At 56.4% G+C, this 26,123-nt stretch carries 23 protein-coding genes; 19 read left to right on the forward strand and 4 right to left on the reverse strand.

Features of this window, described 5'->3' with window-relative positions:
• Window positions 1-232 precede the first annotated feature (232 nt).
• Together rhtA and K3169_RS20170 are read left to right on the forward strand one after the other, a co-directional pair.
• A complete protein-coding gene (gene rhtA, locus K3169_RS20165) occupies window positions 233-1,120 on the forward strand; it encodes a threonine/homoserine exporter RhtA (RefSeq protein ID WP_099267201.1) in 888 nt (295 codons plus the stop codon).
• Window positions 1,121-1,297: 177 nt separating this feature from the next.
• On the forward strand, window positions 1,298-1,597 hold the full coding sequence (locus K3169_RS20170; protein WP_099267202.1) for a hypothetical protein: 300 nt from the start codon (window positions 1,298-1,300) through the stop codon (window positions 1,595-1,597).
• Between the two features lie 47 nt (window positions 1,598-1,644).
• Here the strand turns inward: K3169_RS20170 and K3169_RS20175 are convergent, their stop codons facing one another.
• Together K3169_RS20175 and K3169_RS20180 are read right to left on the reverse strand one after the other, a co-directional pair.
• Entirely contained in the window at window positions 1,645-3,453 is a 1,809-nt protein-coding gene (locus K3169_RS20175; protein ID WP_263267672.1) for an aminopeptidase P family protein, read from the reverse strand.
• Between the two features lie 57 nt (window positions 3,454-3,510).
• Complete coding sequence (locus tag K3169_RS20180; protein WP_122805435.1) at window positions 3,511-4,689, reverse strand: aminotransferase class V-fold PLP-dependent enzyme; 1,179 nt, start codon at window positions 4,687-4,689, stop codon at window positions 3,511-3,513.
• Between the two features lie 884 nt (window positions 4,690-5,573).
• Here K3169_RS20180 and K3169_RS20185 point away from each other — a divergent pair.
• From K3169_RS20185 to ssuE, 17 genes are all read left to right on the forward strand, one after another.
• Window positions 5,574-6,368 (forward strand): hypothetical protein, encoded by a 795-nt coding sequence (locus K3169_RS20185; protein ID WP_231676781.1) that lies wholly within the window; start codon window positions 5,574-5,576, stop codon window positions 6,366-6,368.
• 33 nt (window positions 6,369-6,401) lie between these two features.
• Entirely contained in the window at window positions 6,402-7,523 is a 1,122-nt protein-coding gene (locus K3169_RS20190; RefSeq protein ID WP_231676780.1) for a DegT/DnrJ/EryC1/StrS family aminotransferase, read from the forward strand.
• 5 nt (window positions 7,524-7,528) lie between these two features.
• Window positions 7,529-9,043, forward strand: coding sequence for a lipopolysaccharide biosynthesis protein (locus tag K3169_RS20195; RefSeq protein WP_263267675.1), 1,515 nt, complete (start codon window positions 7,529-7,531; stop codon window positions 9,041-9,043).
• A 3-nt stretch (window positions 9,044-9,046) separates the two neighbouring features.
• Window positions 9,047-9,973, forward strand: coding sequence for a glycosyltransferase family 2 protein (locus tag K3169_RS20200; RefSeq protein WP_027899253.1), 927 nt, complete (start codon window positions 9,047-9,049; stop codon window positions 9,971-9,973).
• Window positions 9,963-10,412, forward strand: a complete 450-nt coding sequence (locus tag K3169_RS20205) for a low molecular weight protein-tyrosine-phosphatase (protein WP_255883446.1) — start codon at window positions 9,963-9,965, stop codon at window positions 10,410-10,412. The genes K3169_RS20200 and K3169_RS20205 overlap by 11 nt, the downstream gene beginning before the upstream one ends.
• Window positions 10,413-12,623, forward strand: coding sequence for a polysaccharide biosynthesis tyrosine autokinase (locus tag K3169_RS20210; protein WP_263267679.1), 2,211 nt, complete (start codon window positions 10,413-10,415; stop codon window positions 12,621-12,623). It begins immediately after the preceding gene.
• Window positions 12,624-12,669: 46 nt separating this feature from the next.
• Complete coding sequence (locus K3169_RS20215; RefSeq protein ID WP_263267680.1) at window positions 12,670-13,470, forward strand: WbqC family protein; 801 nt, start codon at window positions 12,670-12,672, stop codon at window positions 13,468-13,470.
• A gap of 5 nt (window positions 13,471-13,475) precedes the next feature.
• Window positions 13,476-13,988 carry a transcription/translation regulatory transformer protein RfaH gene (rfaH, locus tag K3169_RS20220; RefSeq protein ID WP_255878600.1) on the forward strand — a complete coding sequence of 171 codons (513 nt, stop codon included), beginning with the start codon at window positions 13,476-13,478 and terminating at the stop codon, window positions 13,986-13,988.
• A gap of 264 nt (window positions 13,989-14,252) precedes the next feature.
• Complete coding sequence (locus tag K3169_RS20225) at window positions 14,253-15,254, forward strand: glycosyltransferase (protein WP_263267681.1); 1,002 nt, start codon at window positions 14,253-14,255, stop codon at window positions 15,252-15,254.
• Entirely contained in the window at window positions 15,251-16,495 is a 1,245-nt protein-coding gene (locus tag K3169_RS20230; RefSeq protein WP_263267683.1) for a glycosyltransferase family 4 protein, read from the forward strand. The genes K3169_RS20225 and K3169_RS20230 overlap by 4 nt, the downstream gene beginning before the upstream one ends.
• 165 nt (window positions 16,496-16,660) lie before the next feature.
• Window positions 16,661-17,857 (forward strand): hypothetical protein, encoded by a 1,197-nt coding sequence (locus K3169_RS20235; protein ID WP_263267685.1) that lies wholly within the window; start codon window positions 16,661-16,663, stop codon window positions 17,855-17,857.
• A gap of 186 nt (window positions 17,858-18,043) precedes the next feature.
• Window positions 18,044-19,156, forward strand: coding sequence for a glycosyltransferase family 4 protein (locus K3169_RS20240; RefSeq protein ID WP_263267687.1), 1,113 nt, complete (start codon window positions 18,044-18,046; stop codon window positions 19,154-19,156).
• A 1-nt stretch (window position 19,157) separates the two neighbouring features.
• Window positions 19,158-20,195, forward strand: a complete 1,038-nt coding sequence (locus K3169_RS20245) for an acyltransferase family protein (RefSeq protein ID WP_263267688.1) — start codon at window positions 19,158-19,160, stop codon at window positions 20,193-20,195.
• 32 nt (window positions 20,196-20,227) lie between these two features.
• A complete protein-coding gene (locus K3169_RS20250; protein ID WP_231676772.1) occupies window positions 20,228-21,445 on the forward strand; it encodes a glycosyltransferase family 4 protein in 1,218 nt (405 codons plus the stop codon).
• 12 nt (window positions 21,446-21,457) lie between these two features.
• Window positions 21,458-22,882 (forward strand): undecaprenyl-phosphate glucose phosphotransferase, encoded by a 1,425-nt coding sequence (locus tag K3169_RS20255; protein ID WP_231676771.1) that lies wholly within the window; start codon window positions 21,458-21,460, stop codon window positions 22,880-22,882.
• A gap of 157 nt (window positions 22,883-23,039) precedes the next feature.
• A complete protein-coding gene (locus K3169_RS20260) occupies window positions 23,040-24,128 on the forward strand; it encodes a polysaccharide biosynthesis/export family protein (RefSeq protein ID WP_231676770.1) in 1,089 nt (362 codons plus the stop codon).
• Between the two features lie 239 nt (window positions 24,129-24,367).
• Window positions 24,368-24,949 (forward strand): NADPH-dependent FMN reductase, encoded by a 582-nt coding sequence (gene ssuE / locus K3169_RS20265; RefSeq protein WP_263267692.1) that lies wholly within the window; start codon window positions 24,368-24,370, stop codon window positions 24,947-24,949.
• Window positions 24,950-25,075: 126 nt separating this feature from the next.
• Here the strand turns inward: ssuE and K3169_RS20270 are convergent, their stop codons facing one another.
• Together K3169_RS20270 and K3169_RS20275 are read right to left on the reverse strand one after the other, a co-directional pair.
• Complete coding sequence (locus tag K3169_RS20270; protein ID WP_027899240.1) at window positions 25,076-25,681, reverse strand: LysE family translocator; 606 nt, start codon at window positions 25,679-25,681, stop codon at window positions 25,076-25,078.
• A gap of 135 nt (window positions 25,682-25,816) precedes the next feature.
• Window positions 25,817-26,092 carry a hypothetical protein gene (locus K3169_RS20275; protein WP_099267216.1) on the reverse strand — a complete coding sequence of 92 codons (276 nt, stop codon included), beginning with the start codon at window positions 26,090-26,092 and terminating at the stop codon, window positions 25,817-25,819.
• Between the last annotated feature and the right edge of the window lie 31 nt (window positions 26,093-26,123).

Consider the following 26,123-nt stretch of genomic DNA (forward strand, 5'->3'; position numbering starts at 1 on the left):
CCAACTCATTGATTATCAACGAGTTTTTCGTTCTGTCTGCGCCAGAAGAGGTGCGAATTATAGAGAGATTAGAGAGGCCGTCAACCCCTAATTTCAGTTTTCCCAAAAAAGCTAAAAAGATACTGCTTATATAGAAGAACAACTCACCATGAGCATTATATTGCGCAGCAAGATCTTCTTACGCATCATATAGCCTTTGCACCAACTGCCCGCTGACTGGAACACCCTCCCCATGAGCAACAACCTGCGCCCTCTTTCCCACACGCTATTCCCTATCGGACTACTGCTCATTGCCATGGCATCCATCCAGACCGGGGCATCAATGGCGAAGACGCTGTTTCCTCTGGTGGGTGCGCAGGGCACGACTTCTTTAAGGTTGATCTTTGCCAGCGTTATTCTGCTGTTGGTACTCCGCCCATGGCGCGCCAGATTCACTGCGAAGTCGTTGAGAACAGTCCTGTTCTACGGCATCGCTCTGGGCGGCATGAATTTCCTCTTCTACATGTCTTTGCGCAGCGTCCCGCTAGGCATTGCCGTAGCCCTGGAATTCACAGGGCCGCTGGCTGTTGCTTTGTTTGGTTCACGCAGGCCACTCGACTTCGTCTGGATCGCGCTGGCCGTAACGGGGTTGTTGCTGCTCATTCCGACCGGCGCAGAAAGCGCGAGCCTGGATATGACCGGGGTGGCTTATGCCTTAGGCGCGGGGGTTTGCTGGGCAGGCTACATCCTGTTCGGACAGAAGGCGGGCGAAGATAACGGCATTCAGACGGCAGCGCTGGGCGTACTCATTGCTGCCCTCTTCATAGCGCCGATTGGTGCCGTGCATGCAGGATGGGCGCTTCTCGATATTGGCTTGATTCCTACCGCTATCGGCGTAGCCATCTTGTCCACTGCCCTCCCTTATAGCCTGGAGATGGTCGCACTGACCCGGATGCCTGCACGAACATTCGGGACCCTGGCCAGTCTGGAGCCGGCATTCGGAGCGCTATCAGGCATGCTTTTTCTTCACGAAAATCTGACCCTCACTCAATGGCTGGCCATTGGCGCAATTATCCTGGCCTCAGCGGGCGCAACCCTTACAGCACGGCGAGACACCGCGCGATTAGTCCCTGTCGATTGAGGACTCTTTTGCTCAAATATGAGATGTCACTGGCATTTGTAACGATGTTAAGCCATGTTTACGACATGGCGACGCTGAAGCTGTTTCTGGCTATCGGCAGAATGCCAAATCATCTGACTGAGTAATCGCATCCGGGCTGGGCACTGGCGCTCAATGAAGGCCAGAGTAAGGAAGGCAATGAAGTACATTTTTATAGCGCTGACGACACTTATAATTACAGGCTGCGCAGCCACCTCGGCCCCTATCAAGCAGACCAAGCGGGGAATCCATATCAACTGCTCAGGTCTGTCGTCTTCGTGGCAAAAGTGCTACGAAATGGCAACTGACTCCTGCATTTCGAAAAACTATCGAATCATCGCCAAGTCAGGCGACGGGGTTGAAGACCCCGGCGACTATCCTTTCGGTTTGAACCCCGCCGGCTACACCAGTCGCAGCATGATTATCATCTGCAAAAAACCTGCAAAAGCCGCTGACTAAAAGAAAGTATGGCGGCTGTATTCACCGCCATATAAACCTCGAGCAGATCAGACCGCCACAGTACGCATTCGCAGCCATTCAAGCGCTGCACCCTGCAACAGTGGGCTCAAACGCTGATTCACCTGAGCGTGATAGTCGTTCAACCATTCACGCTCATCCTGCGTCAGCAACCCGATCTCCAGGCATCGGGTATCGATCGGGCATAAGGTCAGGGTTTCGAACCTGAGGAAGTCGCCGAACTCCGTACTCTGTGCCTCACGATTGATCACCAGATTCTCGATTCGGACACCCCATCGACCCGGACGATAAGTACCCGGCTCGATCGACGTAATCATGCCTGGCAACATGGCGGTTTGAGGCGTAGCCGGAGCTTGGTAGGCAATAACCTGCGGTCCTTCGTGGACGTTGAGGAAATAGCCAACACCATGCCCGGTGCCGTGACCGTAGTTCACACCTTCAGACCATATTGGCGCCCGGGCGATGGAATCCAGCAGCGGCGACAGAATGCCTTTAGGGAAGTGTGTACGGGATAACGCGATCAGGCCTTTGAGTACTCTAGTGCAATCACGCTTCTGCTCTTCGCTTGGCGTACCAACAGGAACCATGCGCGTGATATCGGTCGTGCCCCCCAGATATTGCCCACCGGAATCAATGAGCAGCAGCCCGTCCCCCTCGATCTGCGAAAACTCTTCAGGGGTAGCACGATAATGCGGCATCGCTCCATTGCCATTGAACCCGGCAATGGTCGCAAAACTGGGCGATATGTAACCTGGACGGCGCTGGCGAGCCTGCCCCAGCTTTTCATCAACAGTCAGCTCGCTGACAGGGTCGTGACCCAATGCAGAATCAAGCCAGCAGAAGAATTCGCACAACGCCGCGCCGTCCTGCTCCATGGCCTGACGGATGTGAGCGGTATCGGCTTCACTCTTCTGGGACTTGAATAAGGTAGTCGGGTTGAGGCCCTCCACCAGCGTGACTTCTGCATCCAGGTAATCCAGCAGTCCACAGGTCACCCGGGCAGGATCAACCAGCAGGCGAGCTTCTTTAGGCACTTCACGCAAGGCTGCGCCAATCTGGGTGTACTCCAGCAACGTAACGCCGTCCTGCTCGAGACTCAGGCGTACGCCTGCGCTCAGCTTGTCCGAGTCAACAAACAGACTGATGCTGTTCGGCCCGATCAGAGCGAAGGAAATGAACACGGGATTGTAGGAGACATCTGAACCGCGAAGATTGAACAGCCAGGCAATGTCATCAAGCGTAGCGATGAAATGCCAGTCCGCACCACGCTCGGTAATGACCTGACGCAGAAGAGCGAGCTTTTCCCCTCGTTTGACAGAGGCCTGAGGCGGCAAATGCTCATAAACAGGGCTGACGGGTAACGCAGGTCGGTCTGTCCATAACTCAGTCAGCAAATCCAGGTCAGTACGCAACCTTGCTCCACGCTCATAGAGCTTGCTCGCCAGAGTCCGGGAAGAGGCAACCGCCAACACAGCACCATCGACTGCCACAACCGTTTCGGCCTTGGCCTGATCAGCCAGCCACTCCAAAGGCCCTTGCTGCCCTGGCTGGAGCTTGACCAGTTCAATGCCGCTGCCAGCCAGCTCTTTGGTGGCCTGCTCCCAGTAACGGCTGTCCGCCCATAGCCCGGCGAAATCCTGAGTAACGATCAGCGTTCCGACCGAACCATGAAACCCCGACAACCATTGTCGCCCCTGCCAATAGCCTGGCAGGTATTCGGAAAGATGCGGGTCGGCTGAAGGCACCAGATAAGCATCGATACGCTCGCGACTCATCAAGGCCCGTGCCTGCGCCAAACGTTGCGCGACGGCTGCGCTGGGTTTCGATTGCGTACTCATTGGTTCTCCTGCTGACCCGATAAATTAATCTCTTGCGGGCAGATAATGGAGCACCAATCAGGACTGAGCAACCGCCCAGAACGCAGGTTGTACCCTTGCAGCCTTGATCAGCGACGCCGCGCGCTCGATTTCTTCTTCAGTGGTAAAGCGTCCGAGGCTCAGACGGATGGTTTGGCTGGCCGCCTTGGCGTCATGACCCAGCGCCAGCAAAACATGTGACGGGGTGTTTTTTGCCGAGTTGCAGGCAGACGTCGAGGAGAAAGCCAGACCGTGGCCCAGGACCGCAACGTCCAGATCACTGTTGCCAAATGTCAGACTCAAGGTATGAGGAATGCGCTGAGCCGCGTCGCCATTGATACGCAAGCCGGAGACATCGGCCAGCCGAGCACATAAAAGCTCGTTCAAACGCTGAATATGAGCAGTCTCTTCGTCAAACAGCGCCTGCGCCAACGCAAAGGCTGCGCCCATACCGGCAATCTGATGCGTTGCCAGCGTGCCTGAACGCAGGCCACTCTCGTGTCCCCCACCATGAATCTGCGCTTCTACACGCTGTTCGGCTCGCGGCCCGACATACAGCGCACCAATACCTTTGGGACCATAGATCTTGTGCGCCGAGAACGACATCAGGTCCACCGCCAGTTCGGCCAGATCAATCCTGACCTTGCCAGCCCCTTGAGCAGCGTCAACATGGAACAGTGCCCCATGCTCGCGCACATGCCGACCGATCTGTGCAATATCGGTGAGCGTCCCCAGCTCGTTGTTGACCAGCATCAACGACACCAGAAAAGTATCTTCACGCAGAGCAGCGGTCACTGCCTCGGGAGCGATCAGGCCATTCGCATCAGGTGCCAGGTAAGTAACTTCAACACCCGCCAACTGCAGCTGATGCGCGGTATCCAGAATCGCCTTGTGTTCGATCAGGCTGGTAATAATGTGCCCGGCGCTACGCCCATGACGCTCTGCATAACCTTGTGCGACGCCCTTCAGCGCCAGATTGTTCGACTCGGTCGCACCCGAAGTCCAGATGACCTGCTCCGCCTGAGCCCCCACCAGATCAGCAACCTGCTGCCGCGCAATATCAACGGCAGATCGCGCTTCGCGGCCATAAGCATGTGAATTGGATGCCGGGTTACCAAACGTGCCAGACCTGCCCAGGCATTGCACCATGACCTCAATGACACGCTCATCAACGGGAGTGGTAGCAGCGTAGTCAAAATACAGCGCAAGATTTTTCATCAAACCACCTTCAAATGCGCAGCCCGGAACGCCGGACTGTTTGCGTAATACGAGTCGCGATTCCTGCGACGCTCAAACTGAACCTGTGGAGCATCATGCATGAACAGACATAGATCAAAAAATTATTAATTAATATTTGCTTATTCAAAAAAGACATATGCAAGCAACTGTCTCAAGAACTCCATGATACTCCACGCACATTCCATGCCCAACAGCAGGAGTAACAAGCCCCTGTCAGTACTGACCGGCACCCTTCTAACGTCTATAGATATATTCAAAGGGAGTGAATATCAATCATTACACTCGTTTGAATAATATTATGTTTCCTTTAAAGATTTATATAACCCTCTCTTTAGCCGACGAACTTCTGGCGTTATAAAAACGATAACGGCGTTTAGAGCCTTCAGTTTATGAAAATTGTAAGAGTGCCCAAAAACCGTCACTGCACCGAAGCAGTGAGCGTAATGTTTTTTTGACTCCTTATAAATCAACAACTTGAGATATATTTAAAACCACTTATCAAAAACTTAACAGAATGTTGACGAAATAATTTGACAGAAAGCCAGGCGAGAACGATATATACGCATGTCAGACATTTCCTTGTCAGTGCAGTGTTACCAAAGAGTAATGCGCAGGAAATATCGACCCAACACACTTCTTGAAATGCCTCACGTTAGTTATCTGCACGGCGCACTTTAGCGCCGGTGGTCGTCCTTTGATTAACAGAAAAGAGCCCAGCTGCTGAGAGCAGTCGGAATGGCGGTAGCGTGGCCCGGGAATCCGCGCCACGTGACGGGAAATACGCTCAAGACCTCCACGCACTGGATTAAAGGATTCGGGCGGTAGCGTGGACGAGCTCACCTTCAATATCAGGGATTGAATTGATGCCATCTTCATTTGCCATGGATCAGCCGCAGATAAAGCAGATTGCTGAGCAGATCAATGCTCAGGGGTTCTGCCAGATAAGCGGCGCACTCAACGCCAACGACCTGCAACTGCTGCGCACCTACACCCAAGCCGAGGCGACACTGCATCGGGGTGAGTACTTCGCTCACCACGGTAAGCAGTTACTGTCGCAAAGTTCGCTGTCATCGCTGTGGGAGTCTGCGGACTTCCAGCAAATGCTTGCCGGCCTTTATCGCTCGGCCACCGGCGTGGAGCCCGCCAGCACCGAAATTTTTCCGGTACTGCGCTGTGTTCAAGGCAACCAGGGGCGTCGTGAATCCAACTGTTTTCATTTCGATGCCAGCCTGGTTACCGTGCTGGTGCCTGTGTTCATCCCTACCGAAGGGGATGATCGCGGTGACCTCATGCTGTTTCCCAACCTGCGCAAAGTACGGCATAACGCGGTATTCAACGCCGTTGAAAAAGCGTTATTGCAGAACGCCTTCAGCCGCAAGTTACTGGTCATGGCCATCCAGCGAGGCTGGCTCAAGCCCGAAACACTGACGCTCAAACCGGGCGATATCTACGTGTTCTGGGGCTACCGGACACTGCATGCCAACAAGCCCTGCGGCCCCGCGATTACCCGGGCGACGGCAATCTTCCATTTCGGCGATCCCCATGCCGGCAGCCTGACCACGCGGCTGATCCTGAACATCAACCAACGTCGCGCCCGACGCGCCAGCATCAAAGCGGGCGCAGTCCCCACGGCAGTCACACCCGGCAAATCGCTCTGACACCTGCGTTAAACGTCAAACATGGAGGCTTCGATGATCAACGTGACCAAGACATACCTGGGCGATATCGGCAAGTTCAAGGCTTATGTAGAAGGCATTTATGCCCGGGGCTGGCTGACCAATCACGGACCTCTGCTGGGCGAACTGGAAGAACGCCTTAAAGAATATCTGGGCGTCAAACATATCATCCTGACCAACAACGGGACGCTGGCGTTGCAAGTGGCTTACCGTGCGCTGAACCTTGGTGGCAGCGCGGTCACTACTCCCTTCAGTTTTGTCGCAACCAGCAGCTCCTTGCAGTGGGAAGGTATACGGCCATTGTTTGCCGACATTGATCCCGCCACCTGGAACATCTCGCCGGACCACATCGAAAGCCGCATCGAGGCCGATACAACTGCTATCGTCGGCACCCATGTATTCGGCAATCCCTGTGCTGTCGAACGCATTGAACAGATTGCGCTCAAGCACAAACTCAAAGTGATCTATGACGGTGCCCATGCTTTTGCCGTGCGTCATGCGGGCCAGTCGGTGCTCAATTGGGGCGATGTCAGCACCTTGAGTTTCCATGCCACCAAACTTTTCCACACCATTGAGGGCGGCGCGATCATCACCAATGATGACGAAATAGCCAAACGTGCCTATCTGCTGTGTAACTTCGGTATCTCTGACGTAGACAAGATTGACAGTATTGGCATCAACGCCAAGCTCAACGAATTTTCTGCCGCCATGGGTCTTTGCATCCTGGATGACATCGAGAACATTCTTGAAGAGCGGGCTGAAATTGCTTACCGCTATACATCCCGACTGGAAAACTATCTGGATCTGCAGCAAACCGAGGCAGACAGCCAGCTCAATCACAGCTACTACCCGGTAGCCCTGCACAACGAACAACAATTGCTGCGCATACGCACTGCACTCAACCATCGGGACATCAATCCACGACGCTATTTCTATCCGTCGCTGGATACCCTTGAGTACCTGCAGCCTCAGGTTCCCCAGTGTGAATCCCGTGCGTTGAGCGAACGCGTACTGTGCCTGCCGATCTATCCCGGTCTGCAAAAAAGCGATCAGGAAAAAGTCATCAACACACTGCTCGAAGAGTGCAGCGTCAGTAGCGCGCGCTACCGCAGCCCGCTCATCGCCCGAGCGATGTAATCAACATGGCGCAGAGTCGCTCGGTCGTTCGCAATACCGCACTCAACTATGTCGGTCAGGCCTACGTTCTGCTGGTGGGAATTCTGATCATGCCGTTCTACCTCGGGCACCTGGGTGCCGAGGCTTATGGTTTGATCGGATTCTTCGCCGTTATGCAGACCTGGTTGCTGCTGCTCGATGCGGGTTTGTCACCCAGCCTGGTGCGTGCCGTCGCCCACCAGCAGGGTACGCTTGCCCGCGAATGCAGCTCGGGGCAGTTGCTGCGTTCGTTCGAAATCATTTTCCTGCCAATGGCGCTGCTGTGTTGCATCGGTATCTACCTCAGCAGCCCCTGGATTGCCCTGCAGTGGCTCAACGCTAAAGACCTGCGGCCCGAGACACTGATCAACTGCATCAGCCTAATGGGGTTGGTGGTTGGCCTGCGCCTGTATGCAACCTTATATAAAAGCGGCATTCAGGGCCTTGAACAACACGCGTGGCTGAATATCGCCAACATCATCATTGCGACACTGCGTTATTTCGGCGGCCTGGTGTTAGTCAGTACCTACTCTCAGGACCCCGAGGACTACTTCAGATTTCAAGTCCTGGTCGGGCTGATCGAGACCCTGATGTTTGCTGCCCGGGCGTATCAGCAAATGCCCACCCCGCACTTCCTCACGGGTTTCAACTGGCAACTGGTCAAGCCGATTATCCCGTTTGCCGCCAGCATGACCCTGACTTCAGTGCTGTGGATTGTGCTGACCCAGATGGACAAGGTGTTGCTGTCCGACCTGCTGCCGCTGGATCAATACGGCTATTTTTCGCTGGTGACCCTGACCACCACCGGCATCATGATGCTCACCAATCCACTGGTGCAGGCGTTATTACCGCGCATGACGGTGATGGTGGCCGAGGGTCGTCAGAGTGAGATGAACGTCCTGTTCCTGGCCGCAAACCGCTTTGCCTGCACGTTTCTGTTTCCGCTGGCCGCCCTGATCGGCTTGCATGGCAAGTACCTGATCTATGCCTGGACCGGCGACTGGGTCGCGGCGCAATGGAGCCATCAGATTCTGTGCTGGTATTCCCTGGGCAGCGCGATCATGGCCGTCAGCGCCTTTCAGTTTTACCTGCAGTACGCCTATGGGCAGATAAGTCTGCATATCTGGTACAGCGTGGTTTCCGCCATCGTCACGGTACCGGTGATGTTCTTCGCCATTCGTTACCAAGGCGCCTATGGCGCGGCCATCTCATGGTTTCTTCTGCGCGTGGTGTCGTTCGCCATCTGGCCGATGATCGTTCACCGCCGTCTGGCTCCCGGCATCCATGGCCAGTGGTTGCGAGACATTTTACGGATCAGCGTGATGACAGCAGTGGGTCTGACCCTCAGCGAACCCTTGTTCCTGCTGATCGCCGGGGATGATCGCCTCAGCGTGTTTCTAGGCTTGGCAGTCAGCGGCCTGATCACCCTGCTCATCGTGGCCGCCAGCTACAAACCGGTGGCAGCCAGAATTTTCGTCTTGTTCAGCAAACCGAGTACATGAGCCATGGATGAGATTACAAAAACTGACCCAAGCGCACCGCCATTACTGAGCATCGTGTGCCCGGCCTACAACCAGGAAGACTTCATCGCTCAGACACTGGACAGCTTTCTCGCTCAGCAGACGACCTTCAATTTCGAAATCCTGATCAATGACGATGCCTCTACAGATGGCACGGCACGGATCATCGCCGAGTACACCCAACGTTACCCGCACATCATTCGGCCCTTCTATGAGCAGGTGAACCAGTTCCAGCATGGTCGGCCTTGTGTGCCCGGTCTGTTTGCCAAGGCGCGCGGTCACTACATCGCCTATTGCGAAGCTGATGACTATTGGACCGACCCACACAAGCTGCAGATCCAGGTGGACTTCCTCGAAGCTAACCGGGACTACGTGATGACCTATCACGACGCCATGGCCTTCGATAAAAACGGTCTGCGAGGCATTCAGCTAAAAGGCAATCTGCGCAGCGATGCCAGTGCTCTGGACCTGCAGAAAGCACGACCGATTTCGACCCTGACGGTGTGCTTTCGTAATCTGCTGAGCACCCTGCCGCCCGAGCTAATGATGCCCGTCGCGCCGCTCAATGACATGTGCTGGTGGTCGCTGTTGGGCGCCTTTGGTAAAGGCAAGTTCATGGCCGAGATCAAACCGGCGGCGTACCGGGTGCACCCGGGCGGAATTTTTTCCATGCGCAGCAACAAACGCAAATTGCACATGAGCCTGCAGACCAGCAGCAGCCTGGCCAACTATTACCAGCGCATTGGCAATCAGGCCCTGTACGAACACTTCCTGAAACAGGTCTTCTGCCTGTCCCTGGCAGCACTCGGCCCGATGCACAAAGTCCAGGCGCTGCTGATGGCCATCCGCAACATGAGCGTCAATCTGCGCAGGCGTCTGCTGCCATCGATCAGCAAAGGCCATGTTCAGTAACGTGCTGGTGATCTGCGTCGGCAATATCTGCCGCAGCCCCATGGCTGAGGCGCTGTTGCTCCATCGCATTTCGCCGCATGTGCAGGTGACTTCGGCAGGAACACACGCGGTTCTCGGCTCGCCGATGGACCCGCTGGCGCAGGCGGTATTGCAAATGCATCAAGTCCGGACACCTCGACATCAAGCCCGTCAGGTAGAGAGAGCCATGCTGCACCGCGCCGAACTGATTCTGCTGATGGAGCCTTCGCAGTTGAACAGCGTGCTGAAGCTGGCTCCTGAAGTACGTGGCAAAACGTTTCTGATTGGCAAATGGCAACAACAGCTGGAAATCGCCGACCCCTACCGGCAACCCCAATTAGCCTTTGAACAGACCTACGAGCAGCTCTCGAGATGCGTCGACGACTGGCTACCTTTTCTTCAGTCAGGAGAAACAAGATAAATGACCGCTATGAACCGCTCTTCCCTGGACTACTACCAGGACTCCCGGATCGATCTGGCAACTATCTTGCGCACATTATTCGACCACAAGGGCCTTATCCTTTTGATCGTCGGGCTCTTCAGCCTGGCGGGCGTGGCCTATGCGTTGCTTTCCACACCGATCTATCAGGCCAACGCGATGATCCAGATCGAGCCGAAAAAAATCGGTATCGAGGGCACACCCGAGGTCTCCGGCAAACCCATGTCGGTGTCTCAAGCGACCACTGAAATCGAGCTGATCAAATCCCGCGCCGTCCTGGGCAAAGTGGTCGAAGACCTCAAGCTCAACATCGTGCAGCTTCCGAAACTGTTCCCGGTGATTGGCCCTTATTTGAACCGCACGTTCAAGCAGGAGACACCCAACGCACTGGCGGAGCCTCTGTTTGGCCAGACTGCCTACGCCTGGGGCGGAGAGAAGATCGACGTGTTTCAGCTCGACGTCCCGGAAGGCCTGCTCGGCGAAAGCCTGATTCTGGTTGCAGGAAAACCGGGGTTCTTTTCTCTTTATGACGAAGACCGTACGTTGATTCTGAGTGGTGCCATCAACCAGACCGTCGAGGGCAAAGGCGCAAAAATACAGGTGGCTGCGCTCAATGCACGACCAGGCACTGAGTTCATCGTCGCCAAACTGCGCACGCTGACGGCCGCACTGATTTATCAGGACCGCCTGAAAATCACCGAAGCAGGCAAGGATTCCGGGATCATCTACCTCGCCATTCAGGACCCCGATCCAGAGAAAGCCAATCACATCCTCAATGAAGTCAGCCGCCTATATGTGCGCCAGAACGTTGAGCGCAGCTCGGCTGAAGCTGCGCAACGCCTGGAATTCCTGCGCTCCCAACTGCCTGCCGTACGCAAGCAACTGGAAGAGTCGGAAATGGCCCTGAACGACTTTCAGACCAGCGCCAAATCCGTGGACCTGAGCATCGAAACCAAAGGCATCCTGGATCAGGTGGTCAAGCTGGATTCGATGCTGTCCGAACTCAAGCTCAAGCGCGTCGAGATAGAGCGTCTGTACACCCGCGAACACCCGACCTATCGCGGCCTGATGAATCAGATGAGCCAGCTGGAAGCGCAGAAAAAGGGCCTGCTGAAGAAGATCGAAGCGCTGCCCGTGACACAACAGGAACTGCTGCGCCTGACCCGCGACATGCAGGTCACCAGCCAGACTTACACCCTGATGCTCAACAAGAGCCAAGAGCAAGACATCCTGCGTGCAGGCAGTATCGGTAACGTCAGGATCATCGACAATGCCGACGCCAACGTCGAACAGCCGGTCAAACCGATGAAAAAACTCATCGTGCTGCTGGCTGCATTGCTCGGCGTTGTCGTGGCAGTTGGCACCGTCTTCGTCCGCCAAGCGTTCTATCGCGGCGTGGAAAACCCCGAAATCATCGAAAATATTGGCATGCCGGTCTACGCGTCGCTGCCCTACTCCCGCCAGCAAGACCGACTGGAAAAGAACAGTCAGGGACGCAGCAAGGAATCGAAACTGCTGAGTGTTTCTGCACCCACCGAGCTGGCCATCGAATCCTTGCGCAGCCTGCGTACCAGCCTGCACTTCGCGATGCTTGAGGCGCGTAACAACGTCCTGATGATTTCCAGCCCGTCGCCCGGCGCTGGCAAGTCCTTCGTATCCAGTAATCTGGCGGTGATCATTGCCCAGGCTGGAAGGCGCGTGCTGCTAATCGATGCCGATATGCGCAAAGGCTACCAGCACAAGATCTTCGGTCTGAACCCCAAGCACGGTTTGTCAGACACTCTGGCAGCTCGCGTGAAAAGCACGGACGCCATCAATCACACCGAGGTACGCAACCTCGACGTGATGGCCTGCGGCTTCGCAGCGCCGAATCCTTCTGAGCTGTTGATGCATGACAACTTCAACAAAATGCTCGCCGAGCTTTCCCCGCTCTACGACCTGATTCTGGTGGACACACCACCGATTCTGGCCGTCACCGACGCCACCCTGGTCGGGCGTCAGGCGGGCACGTGTCTGCTGGTGACCCGCTTCGGCCTGACCACGGTTAAAGAAATCGAAGCCTGCAAACGTCGGCTTGGCCAGAACGGCGTGCTGATCAAAGGCGCGATCTTCAACGGTGTGCTGCGCAAGGCATCCACCGCTGACTATGACTGCGCCGCTTATGGCTACAACTACAGCCCGGTCCGTAAATAGCGTCCAGACGCGCACCTTATTTCCCCGCATGCTCAAGGAGTTACACATGACACGGACGATCGCAATGATGCAGCCCTATCTCTTCCCCTATCTGGGCTACTTTCAGTTGATTGCAGCGGCGGACGTGTTTGTCCTCGGTGACGATCTGCAGTACATCCGCTCCGGGTGGGTCAATCGCAATCGCATCCTGAACAACGGTGAAGCAAAGCTGATGACCTTCCCGTTGAAGAAAGACAGCTTCGAACTGCCGATCATGAAACGCCAATTGTGCGACAACTTCAGCGATGAGGCTGATCGATTGGTCAACCTGATCTCCCAGAGTTATCGCAAGGCGCCGCACTTCGCGCAGGTGATGCCTTTTCTGGAGCGCTTGATTCGCTTCCCGCAGACAAACCTTGGCGTCTACACAGAGCACACGCTTCGCGAACTGTGCGCTTACCTGCATATCCTCACGCCCATTCTGCGCGGTTCGGACCTCGAACTCGTGTCCTGCCTCGACAAACAGGACCGTGTCATCAACGTCTCACGCGTCTTCGCGGCCACCACGTTTCTCAATCCAATCGGTGGCGTCGAGCTGTACGACCGCAGTCACTTCGCGCGTCAGGGGCTATTGGTTCGTTTCTTCAAAATGGACCCCATCGTCTACCCACAACTGAACCAGCCTTTTGTACCCAGCCTGTCGATCATCGACGTGTTGATGTTCAACAGCGTGGAGCAGATCCAGGCGATGCTGGCCTGTTACAGCGTCGGCGATGGCGTGCAGCCCGGCGAAACAAACCCAATGGCTGAACTGGTCAACCAGGGCGATGCCGACTCCATCAAACCTGCCCACGCTGCTGCGGAGTGATTGCCATGTCTTTGAGTAACCCAGCCCGCTGGTACCTGATTCAGACCAAACCCCGCCAGGAAGCACGCGCCGAAGAACACCTGCAGCGTCAGAATTTCGAGTGCTATCGCCCGTTCAAGCCTGGCGATACGAAAAAACGCAGTGCTCGATCTGTGAATCAGGAGGAACTGTTCCCCGGCTATCTATTCATTCGTATGGATCAGATCCATGACAACTGGTACCCGATCCGCTCAACTCGAGGTGTTGCCAGAATCGTAACGTTTGGTGGCCATCCGGTGCCGGTGCAAGACGAACTGATCGAGCAGATTCGCCTGCGCCTGAGCACTCCGGCCCCAAAAGCCGAGTTCAGGTACGGCGAACATGTGCTGATCAAGGCGGGCGAGCTGTGCGATATCGAAGCGATATTCCTCGCCTGCGATGGCACCGAGCGCGCCGTCATCCTGCTCAACCTGCTGCAACGCGAACAGAAAGTGGTGTTGCCGATGAGCAGCTTGCTACGGATGGAAGCACGGGTTTGACGCTCGCTGCGCCTGAGCCCACTTCTTGTTTCCCTGATCTGAAATGAGATCCCTGCCCACACCAGGGCAGCGCCTGTCAAACAAATGCAGTTACCTGATTTGCAATGCTTTTCTGTAGGAGCTCACGAGCACCGCGAGGCAGCGATGGCGTCTTTTCTGATACACCGCTATCGCGGCCTCGCGCTGCTCGTGCGCTCCTACAAGTCAGTGTTTGATAGCCACAAGACCGCTCCAGCTCTCTGACCTCATTTACCGGAACTCACCATGACCCAACTCACAACGCTGGTGACGCTGACCTATGGCGATCGCTACAACTACTTGCATACGCTGGTCAGCCGTTCGCTGGAGAGTCCGCTGATCAATCGGGTGATTATCGTCAGCAACGCCTCGGTTGCGCCGCTGGAAAACCTGCGCACAACCTGGCCGGGTCAGGTCGAGGTCATTTATCTGCAGAGCAACACCGGTTCAGCCAAAGGCTATTCAATAGGCATTCAGGCTGCGCTGGACGCTGGCGCTGAATACATCTGGCTGATGGATGACGACAACGCGCCGACGATCAACGCCATTGCGACCCTGCATCAGAGCCTGGCTCAGCGCCAGGCCATTGATGGTAAAGACAAGGCCGCCGTGCTGGGCTTTCGTCCTACTCACCAGGCCGACATCGCGGCCGGTGTACCGCGCCGCTTTGCTATCCAGCGTCGTTCCAGCTTCTTCGGTTTTCATATCGCGCAACTGCCCTACAAAATCTGGCGACGCTTGCCTTGGGGTCAGCCTCAGGGCAAATACAAAAAAATCGAAACGGTACAACTGCCCTTCGCTACTTACGGCGGTCTGCTCGCCCATCGCAGCCTTTACCAGCGCATCGGCCTGCCACTGGATGCGTTGATGCTGTACGCCGACGACAGTGAATACACCTGGCGCATTACCGCCACCGGCGGACGCATTTTTCTGGTGCCGGATGCACTGCTGGATGACCTTGAGGACTCATGGAACATCAAAGCGCGCACCAGCAATATCTATGAAAGTTTTCTGCTGGGCGGCTCGGATCTTCGCGCCTATTACGGTGCCCGTAATCAGGCCTGGTTCGACAAGAACATCTGGGCCTCGTCGGAATGTCTCTACAGCTTCAATCGCTGGGTATTCTTCCGCCTGTTGCGGCTGATTGCCAAGCGACGCGGTGCCGAGCAACGCTTGAGTCTGATCGAACGAGCCATCGCCGATGGCGAGTCCGGTGTGTTGGGCCTGCACAAGTCATATCCGCTATGAAGGCCCTGTTCATCAGCAGCCTGTATGCCCCGGACATTGGTGGCGGCGCAGAAATCATCCTGCAACGCACGGTCGAAGGCCTGCAGCAACGTGGCTACCAGGTCGCAGTACTTGCCACCGGCCCGCAGTCAGGTCTTGTCGAAGAGACCGTCAATCTGGTGAAGGTCTACCGCGCCGGATTGCGTAATTTCTATTGGCACTTCAGCGCCCAGCGCCCCGGTAAACTGGCGAGACTGGGCTGGCATCTGCGCGATCGCTACAACGCAGGCATGCGCGATTATGTGAAGCGAGTGATCGCCCAGGAAAAACCGGATCTGGTGGTGTGCCACAACCTGACCGGTTGGTCGGTTTCAGCCTGGGACGAGATCACCGCCGCCGGACTGCCCATCGTCCAGGTGCTTCATGATCTCTACCTGTTGTGTCCCGGCAGCACCATGTTCAGCAAAGGTCAAAGCTGCAAGACTCAATGTGGCCGCTGCGAGCACTTTCGCAAAGGCCACGAGGCCCGCTCGGCCCAGGTCAACACGGTCGTCGGCGTCAGCCGCTTCATGCTCGACACCCTGCAAGCCCAGGGTTATTTCAAAGGAGCCCGTGGCTACGTAGTGCACAACGCCAGTCCTCGTCCGGCCATACCGATCAAGGTCAAAAGCCTGGGGCCGCCGGCGAAAAATGCTCCGCTACGCTTCGGCTACATGGGCACCTTGTCCGAACCTAAAGGGCTGCGCTGGCTGATCGAACAATTCCAGCAACTGCCTATTGACGCCACTTTGCAGATTGCCGGCCGGGGTCAACTGGACGATGAAGAATGCTTCAAGGCACTGGCTCTCTCGCCAAAAATAAGCTTCGTGGGGTACCAGTCTCCTGAAGACTTCTACAAGCAAATCGATGTGGCCATCGTGCCGTCAATATGGAACGAGCCCTTCGGCATGGTCGCGGTTGAGGCCTGCTCCTGGTCGGTACCGGTGATAGCCAGTCGAATGGGCGGACTCCCGGAAATTATTCAGGATCAGTTCAATGGCCTGCTGTGCAGCCCCGACGATCCGGACTCGCTGGGTGTGGCGATGCTCAGGTTGCATCAGCAGCCTGAGCTGCTGGCACGTTTGAGCGCTCAGGCCCGAATCAGTGTCGGGGCCCTGACAGACCTGCAACTGATGCTCGACAGCTACGAAAGCATTCTCGAACAGACCTTGCTGGACGGCACGTCATACCAGGCAAAGCCTGGTGCGTCAGGTCCAACCTGACATACCGGGCTCCGTCTTTATAAGCAGTGTTATTTACCGGCCCGTGACCAACCAGAGCCTGGACGCTTACGCTCCGGACCGTGCCTCTTCATTGAGACAACCATGCGCAAGCCGCCTCGAAGACTGTCAAGAACGCCACTGACCCTTTGTCTCCTGAGCCTGTTATTGAGCGGTACTGCAACCGCTGACGAACGATTCATTATTGGTGTCGCAACTCACTTGATGAACAAAAACGGCCTGTCGGCCAAAGTGCTGCAACTGCTCGAAGCCGCTGGCGTCGATTCGGTTCGCGATGATGCCTGGTGGCCCATAGCAGAGCCCCATTACGGCCAGTTGCAGATCGATCCCGCCTGGCAGGCATATCTGAACAGGACACAGAAGTACAAACTCAGACCCCTGCTGGTATTGAATGATAGCAACGCGAGCTACGTCAGTTTCGTCAGCGGTAATCTGGCCGACCGCGTGGACTTTTACGAAATAGGGAATGAGTGGGACGAAGAGAACCCGGTCGACCTGGCCATTGCCCGGGACTACAGCAACCTGATTGAACAAACCGCCAACACACTGCGACAGCGAAAAAATCCTGTGACAATTCTGGCCAGCGCGGTAACAACCCAAGGGATGGAAGCGGGATTTGCCGACCGTCTGGTGACAGCCGGATTGCTCGATCATGTGGATGGCCTGTCTCTGCATCCTTATGAGTATTGCCGTCAGGACGGACAGCATACCCCGGAACGATGGATTGCCTGGTTGCGCTGGATCGATGCCGACCTCAGGGCTCGGGTTGCACGGCCTGTGGCGCTATACCTCACCGAAATCGGCTGGCCCGGCAACAGCGACAAATGCGGAGCCAGTGAACAGGCCAAGGCCGCTTGGCTGGCCCGGAGTTTTTTCCTGGCCCAGACCGTGCCGGATATCAAAGGTTTGTGGTGGTACGAGTTGATGGACGACGGCAAGGATCCCGGCAACCCGGAACAGAATTCCGGTTTTTTCAATCAGGACCTGACGGCCAAGCCGTCTTATCTGACCCTGAAAGCCATCAGCCCGTTTCTGCACGACTTTCGCTATGACGCAGAAAAGAGTCGGGAACTGGATAGCGTCTACCTGCTGCGCTTTGCCAAAGGATCGGAGCAGATTCTGGTGGCCTGGAGCACCGGGCCGCCGAGTTCAATTGCAATCGATGCCAGTAGTGTTCAGACAGGCAATGTACTGCTGACCGACAGCGGCCAACCGGAACGAGGCCAGCACGACAGCGGCGTCCCCTGGAACTGCAACGACAGCCGCTGCTCGGCCCAGGTGCCGATCAACGAGTTTCCGAAAATTATCCGCCTGGGCAGCAAGCCACCGTTGTTTGCCCGGTGATACACAGCTCCCGTCAATACATGTTTCCTGTAGGAGCTGCCGAAGGCTGCGAAATCATTTTTCCTGACACGACGCCATTCGCAGCCTTCGGCAGCTCCTACAGAAACCTGGGTTCATTGTGCAATAGCGCAATCATTCATCAAGCAGACCACCACCTACCCCCATCCTGCGCAGAGACCTTCGACCATGATTGTGATCAATGCCCGATTTCTTACCCAGGAAATGCGTGGGATTCAGCGCTTTGCCGAGCAGATCTGCCTGGCGCTCAAGCAACTGCGCAATGACCTGGTTTTTGTCGCCCCCCATGGCATAAAAATGAGCGAAAGCGCCAAGGCTCTGGACGTGCAATGCATCGGCCACAACAAAGGCCACGTGTGGGAGCAGCTGGATTTACCGCTGTACCTGATGCGTCACGGTCGGCCGCTACTGGTCTCACTGTCCAGCACCGCGCCCATGTTTTACGCCAATCAGATCGCCACTCACCACGACATCAATTACGTGCGCCACCCACAAAGTTACTCGCGAATGTTCCGCGCGGTTTACCGCACCGTAACGCCTGTCCTGTTATGGCGACTCAAGTCGTTGCTCACCGTCAGCAACTTTTCACGAAACGAAATTGCCCGGTTCTACGGCTACCCGGAACAACGTATTTTCGTCGTGCCCAATGCAACCAGCGATGACTTTCGCCCCGGTGTCGCACCTGCCGATAACCAACGCTATCTGCTGGCCGTTTCCTCACCCAGCGCACACAAGAACTTCAACCGCATGATTCAGGCATTCCTGACCTTGCGCGGTCATGACGACGTGCAATTACACATCGTCGGTGCCGCCAGTGAAATCTTCGCCGCGCCGGAACTGCAACGTCTGGCCTGTCGTGATCCGCGTATCCGCTTTCTAGGGCGCCTCAGCGATGCCGAACTGATCAAGCAGTATCAGGGTGCGACGGCGTTTGTCTTTCCATCGCTGTACGAAGGTTTCGGCATCCCGCCACTGGAGGCCCAGGCCTGCGGTTGCCCGGTACTGGCCGCCAATGCGGCGTCCATTCCGGAAGTGCTACAAGCCAGCACGCTGTATTTCGACCCCCTGGACGTTTCACACATGGCCTCAGCCATGGAGCGCATTCTCACAGACGAACCGCTGCGCCAGGCCTTGCGCCGCCGTGGGCTGCACAATGTCGAACGCTTTTCCTGGGAAGAGTCGGCTCGCCGCGTTTCTCAGCGTATCGACGCATTGATTCAAATCGATCCGCTGTCCAGTCCGCTACAGCACACCGCTGAAACCACGTCGGGCAAGTCTTGACATGAAACGCCTGGCTTATCTGGATGCATTGCGCGGCATCGCAGCATTGCTGGTGGTGTTCACTCACCTCTATGCCCCGCTGCTGGGTGATTTCTGGCTATTTCACGAACTGGATATCGGTAAATTCGGCGTGCTGTGGTTCTTCATGATCAGCGGTGTGGTCATTCCGTTCAGCCTGCGTCCCGGCCCTGAAGGTGCGCGACGTTTTGTGATTTCGCGGTTCATGCGTCTGTACCCGGCTTACTGGCTGTCGCTGCTGGTGTATCTGGTCCTGCTGCAACTGTCCGGCGGACTGTTCCCCTCCTGGCCGCAAATCGTTGCCAACATAAGCATGGTCCAGACGCTGATGGGTTTCGATGACGTAATCGGCCTGTACTGGACGCTGTTCATCGAACTGGTGTTCTACGGCCTGTGTTTGCTGCTGTTTCTCAGCGGTAAGCTTTATGACCTCGGCGTGCGAACCCGCTGTGCACTGGGCATGCTCGTGCTGGGCCTGCTACTGGCCGTTGTCCGCGAACTCACCGAGCGCAAAGTCCCTGTGGCCCTGCCCCTGGCTTTGTCGTTGATGTTCTTTGGCTCGATCTGGCGTCAATGGTTACTCGCCGAGCACAGCCGCCAACTGACCCGCTGTCTTGTGCTGATGCTGGGGGCTTACCTGCTGTTGTTACCGCCCACGTTGCTGTTGGCCTATGGCGAAAACCTTATCGAAGGAGAAGCCGGCGGACGTTACTTGCTCACTTACGCGCTGGCGATCGCCAGCTTTCTGTTGCTGACCCGTCGTGCCCGCCTTGATCACCCGCTGTTGGTCTGGCTCGGCAGCGTCAGTTACTCGTTGTACCTGCTGCATCCGTCAATGCTGATGCTGGCCGAATACTTGCTGCGCGGCCTGCAACTACCACCGCTATACGACGCCTTGCTGGCAACCGTACTGACCCTGGGCATCGGCCATTTGTCCTTTCGCTGCATCGAAACGCCATTTATCCAGTGGGGCAAACGCCTCAATAATCGCCACGCCAAGACGCAGACAGCCCGCGCCTGATGTAGAGCCTGTGCATACAGAAGGGAACCTCAATGAGAATCGCAATAGTCCACGACTGGCTGGTGACGTATGCCGGTGCCGAGCGCGTATTGGCATCGCTGATCAATATCTGGCCCCAGGCCGATCTGTTTTCAGTAATCGACTTTCTCAGCGATCAGGACCGCGCCCACTTGCAAGGCAAAGTGGCCAAGACCACTTTTATCCAGCGTTTGCCCAAGGCTAAAACCCACTACCAGCGTTACCTGCCTCTGATGCCGCTGGCCATCGAACAACTGGACCTCTCGGGTTACGACCTGATCATCAGCAGCAGCCACGCCGTGGCCAAAGGTGTGCTTAGCGGCCCGGATCAATTGCATGTCAGCTACGTGCACTCGCCGATCCGCTACGCCTGGGACCTGCAACACCAGTACTTGCTGGAGTCGGGCATGAGCAGCGGCTTCAAGAGCAAAGTGGCGCGGATGATCCTGCATTACATCCGCATGTGGGATCAGCGCACCTCGTCCGGTGTTGACGATTTCATTGCCAATTCGCACTTCATCGGCGGGCGTATTTCAAAAGCCTATCGCCGGGAGTCCACGGTCATTTACCCGCCAGTGGATACCGTCAACTTCACCCCGCAAGACACCAAACAGGACTATTACTTCACCGCCTCGCGCATGGTGCCTTACAAACGCATGCCGATGATTATCGAAGCGTTTGCGGCGATGCCGGACAAGCGCCTGATCGTGATCGGTGACGGTCCGGAAATGGCCAAGGCAAAGCTGATTCATGCACCTAACGTCACGCTGCTGGGCTTTCAGCCGTTTGCGGTGCTGCTGGAACACATGCGCAACGCCAAAGCCTTTGTTTTTGCCGCCGAAGAAGACTTCGGCATCAGCCCGGTAGAAGCTCAGGCCTGTGGCACGCCGGTGATCGCCTTTGGCAAGGGTGGCGTGCTGGAAACCGTCTGCGGTCTGGACCATCCACAACCGACCGGCGTGTTCTACGACCAGCAGACCGTGTCATCGCTGGTCGCCGCGGTGGGAGAGTTCGAAGCTGCTCATGCCCGTATCAGTGTCCAGGCCTGTCGCGCCAACGCAGAACGGTTTGGGGCGCAACGCTTCGAAGATGAAATGAGGAGCTTCGTCGAAAGTCGCCTCGCCGCTGCACGTCTGGCACGTCAGCCCGCCCGGCACAGAACGCTTCTGGCATCCCCGATTCTGGTCAGCAACGAACAGACCGCCCGGGTCATTCCGATCAAATCCGTCTGAGCGAGCACTGCCATGCGTAATCCCGTTCGCGGCATTCTTCACGCGCATCAATCCTTGTTATCGGTTGCCCACCGCCTGCTCGACCTGACGGTCATTGTGCTGGGCGGCTACTGGCAGAGTCAGTTGAATCCAGATACATCCAGCGCCGAAGCCTGGATCCAGATCCTGCTGGCAGTGCTGGTCTTCCACTGGCTCGGTGAATATCACCAGATGTACGGCTCGTGGCGTGGCGAGCGAATCCTGCGCGAGCTGATCAAGGTGTTCAATTACTGGGCGCTGACCTTCGTGGCTCTGCTGTCCATGGATTACCTGCTGCTCAACCATGCCGACATGCCGAACAACGCCCAGATGGCCTGGTTCGCCTCGGTGCTGGCCGTACTCTGCGGCTATCGCTTGCTGATTCGCAGCGTCCTGCATGGCTTGCGGCGACGCGGGTTCAATACCCGGCGAGTGGCGATTGTCGGGACCGGTCAGGTCGGCGTGCGGCTTGCCAAATCGATCTCCAGCGCACCGTGGATGGGGCTGCGAGTGTTGGGCTTCTATGATCTGGCAACCCCCTTGAATAAAAACCCCGAAACCGGTGCCGAGATCGCAGCGGACATCAGAATACTGGGTGATCTGGAACAGTTGATCGATGACGCTCGCGAAGGCCGCATCGACAAGGTTTACATCACCTTGGCACTCACCGCCCAACCCCACGTCCAGGAGCTGGTCAAGGGGCTCAGTGACACCACCGCTTCGGTGTACCTGATACCGGATGTGTTCATGTTCGAACTGCTGCATGCCCGCAGCGAAAGCATCAACGGCCTGGCAAGTATCAGTATTTTCGACTCGCCCATGGACGGTGCCTGGAGTCTGGTGAAGCGCGTCGAGGACATTGCGTTGTCCAGCGTGATCCTGAGCATGATCGCCCTGCCCCTGCTATTGATTGCCGTCGCGATCAAACTGACTTCCCCCGGGCCAGTGCTGTTTCGCCAGCGCCGTTACGGGCTGGACGGGCGACCGATCATGGTCTGGAAATTCCGCAGCATGAGCGTCCAGGAAAACGGCGAGGTAGTGAGTCAGGCGACCCGCAACGATGCACGCGTCACGCCGCTGGGCGGGTTCCTGCGACGAACCTCGCTGGACGAACTGCCGCAGTTCTTCAATGTATTACGTGGCGATATGTCCATCGTCGGCCCGCGTCCTCACGCGGTCGCGCACAACGAGCAATACCGTAAACAGGTGAGCGGCTACATGCTGCGGCACAAGGTCAAACCGGGCATCACCGGCTGGGCGCAGATCAACGGCTGGCGGGGCGAAACGGACACCCTGGACAAGATGCAGAAGCGCGTCGAGTACGACCTGGAATACATCGAACACTGGTCCCTGTGGCTGGACCTGAAAATCATTCTGCTGACGCTGTTCAAAGGCTTTCTGCACAAGAACGCCTTCTAGCTCCCCCTTCAAAACCTTTTCAAGACATCAACAACCGGCCCGAGAGGCGCTGGAGGAGGTGCGTGCATCCATCAAAAAAGCCCCGTAACACTCGGTGTTGGTAAGGGAAGCAATGAAATCACTGTGGTGCCAACGCACCTTTAGGAAGGAACACTATATGAAGCTAACCCTAGCTGTTGTGCTGCTCTCCAGTCTGATTTTGCAAGGCTGTGCTTTTGCACCCGGGCAGCACATGACCCCAGGAGATGTTGAAGCGAAAGATCCGGACGGTCCGGATGTTCAGTTGGTACAGATCACCCCGCAAACCCTCAAGCAGCAGAAGCAACAAGCCGCAGCCAGCTCCAGGCCGTTGCCCGCCGAACTGCTCAATTACAAAACGCCTGAATACATCGTCGGCCCCGGCGACACCTTGCTGGTCATCGTGTTTGAACACCCTGAGCTGACCGCACCTGGCTCGCAGGACCAACTCGACGCCAACAGCCGGGAAGTATTGAGCGACGGCACGCTCTATTTCCCTTACGTGGGCAGAATCCAGGCGGGAGGCAAAACCGTCGGGCAGATCCAGAAACAACTGAGCATGGGGCTATCGCCGCAGTACACTGAGGTCAAGGTCGACGTCAAAGTGCTGCGTTACAACAGCCAGCGCATCCTGCTCTCGGGTTCATTCAAAAGCCCCGGCCCGCAATCCATCACGAATATCCCGTTGAGTCTGGTCCAGGCCATCAGCACCGCCGGCCTTGACCTGGCCGACGCCAATCTTGCGGGGCTGACCTTGCGCCGCGACGGCAAGGATTACGTGATTGACGTCGACGCGTTGAACCGCAAAGACTCGCAATTGAGCAAGATCTTCCTCAAAGACGGCGACTATCTGCACTTGAACAGCAACTCCAAGAACAAGATCTACGTGCTGGGCGAAGTCCAGCGTCCGCAGGTCATTTCCTTTGGCACCACCAGCGTGACATTGCTCGAAGCTCTGGGTAATTCCGGCGGCCTGAATCCGGAAAGCGCCGACGGTGATGCGGTGTACGTGATCCGCGGTGCTGAAAATCAGGCCAACGCGCGCTCAACGGTTTATCACCTGCTGGCGAAAAAACCGACGGCTTACCTGCTGGCCAAAGAGTTTGAACTCCAGGCCCAGGACGTCATATTCGTCGGCCCGGCGGACATCACTCGCTGGAGCCGTTTCGTCAGCCAGTTGCTAGGCTCGGCCAACGTCATTCAGACAGGCGCCGCTTTCAGAAACTGACACGCAGAACAAACGTCCCCGCATCTGCCGATTGCGGGGATTTTTTTGCCTGCGATTTGCCTGCAAGTGTTGGTTCAGCAACAGTGAATCAACAGTTGGGGCCGGCATTGAGCACCTACGTCGTTGAGCCGCTCACCTGCGATCTGAATATTTACCTTTAATTTCAGTAACTTAAGTTATTAAACGGCGCTGGCATGCATGCTGCTTTGAAGTCCTTACGCTTTTAAAAGGAATTCAGCATGTTGGTAGTTTCACTGTCAGGCAGCCCCGCTCTCAAATCCCGTTCAGGCGTAGTCCTGGAACACGCCGGTCGCTGGCTTCGCGCCAAGGGCGTTGATGTGACGACCCTGCGTATTCGCGATTTCAACGCTGAAGATCTGATCTTCGCCCACTTCGACAGCCCGCAAGTGCTGGACTTCATCGAAGCCGTCAAACAGGCCGACGGCTTGCTGATTGGCACACCGGTTTATAAAGCATCGTTTTCCGGGGCGCTGAAAACCCTGCTGGACTTGCTGCCTGAGCGCTCGCTGCACGGCAAGGTGGTTTTACCGCTGGCAACCGGTGGCAGCATCGCTCACATGCTGGCCGTGGATTACGCGCTGAAGCCAGTGCTATCGGCGCTCAAATGTCAGGAAGTCCTGCACGGCATTTTCGCCATCGACAGCCAGATCAGCTATGCCGAAAACGAACAAGGCGGCGAACTGGACGAGATTCTTCAGGAGCGTTTGCAGGAAGGGCTGGAGCATTTTTACCTGGGCCTGCAGCATCGCGTACAAGCGCGGCAGAAACAGGCTGGCGGGCATTTGCGGTTGGCGTTGTGAATGCACGATCCCTGTGGGAGCAAGCTTGCTCGCGATAAGAGCGCTGCGGTTTAACGAAGAGACTGCAGCGCCTGAATCGCGAGCAAGCTCGGCTCCCACACTTGAGTAGGCGTAAAGCTCAGGCGATCACCCCTTCAACATCGGATACAGCGACACCACCAACAGCACCGCCATCCCTACGTTAAACACCCGCAACCAGAAGGGATCGCGCAACGCGTTGCGCAGCAGGCTGCCGAACCCTGCCCAGATACTGACAGTGGGCAGGTTGATCAGCGCAAACACCGCCGAGATGATCATTACATTGGTGAAGTAACCCTGCAGTGGTGTGTAGGTGCTGATCGCACCCACGGCCATCACCCAGGCTTTGGGGTTGACCCACTGAAACAGCGCGGCTTGCATCAATGTCTGTGGCTTGCCCTCTTCACCCACTGCGTCCGACGCCGGGCCTGATGTGGCAATCTTCCACGCCAGATACAACAAATAGGCAGCGCCGACATAGCGCAGGATGGTGTAAAGCAGCGGGTACGCCTGGAAGGCGGCCCCTAACCCCAGCCCGACTGCCAGCACCAGGCTGAAAAAACCGCAGCAGATGCCCAACATGTGCGGCACCGTCCGGTTGAACCCGAAGTTCACCCCAGAGGCCAGTAGCATCATATTATTCGGGCCCGGTGTCACTGACGTGACGAACGCAAACAGGGCAAAGGCAAGTAGCAGATCGAGAGAGAGCGACATGGTGCGATCCAGACATCTAAAGGGCAGGCCTTCACCCTATCGAATCGGCAACCAGAAACACACGAACAGTCAGGAGAAAATACAACCGGTACAGTTCTAATCGACTACGAATTTTACGAGACTGTACTTAAGCACTTAACCTTGACGATCTTTGCTGACTTCAGCGTTATCAGCACTGATCTCACCGCGATTATCAAATGCTCGAACAGCCTGCATCTGTGGCTCAGCCAGCAGTTTGGCCTTGGCGATCTGATACTCATCGAAGGGCAAACCGCGACGATTCAGATCTTCCAGCGCTAGCTGATGAGTTTCCTGAGCGGTGTAGGGACGTAATTCAACGGCATGGTGAGTCGAGCAGCCGGAGACAACAGCAACGGTCAATAACAGGGCAAATGCGTAAATGCGGTTCATGAGAGCCTCCGGATCGGGTTCATTTCGGGAA

Source organism: Pseudomonas phytophila, assembly GCF_025643095.1.
In the GTDB taxonomy this organism is placed as follows: Bacteria; Pseudomonadota; Gammaproteobacteria; order Pseudomonadales; family Pseudomonadaceae; genus Aquipseudomonas; species Aquipseudomonas quasicaspiana.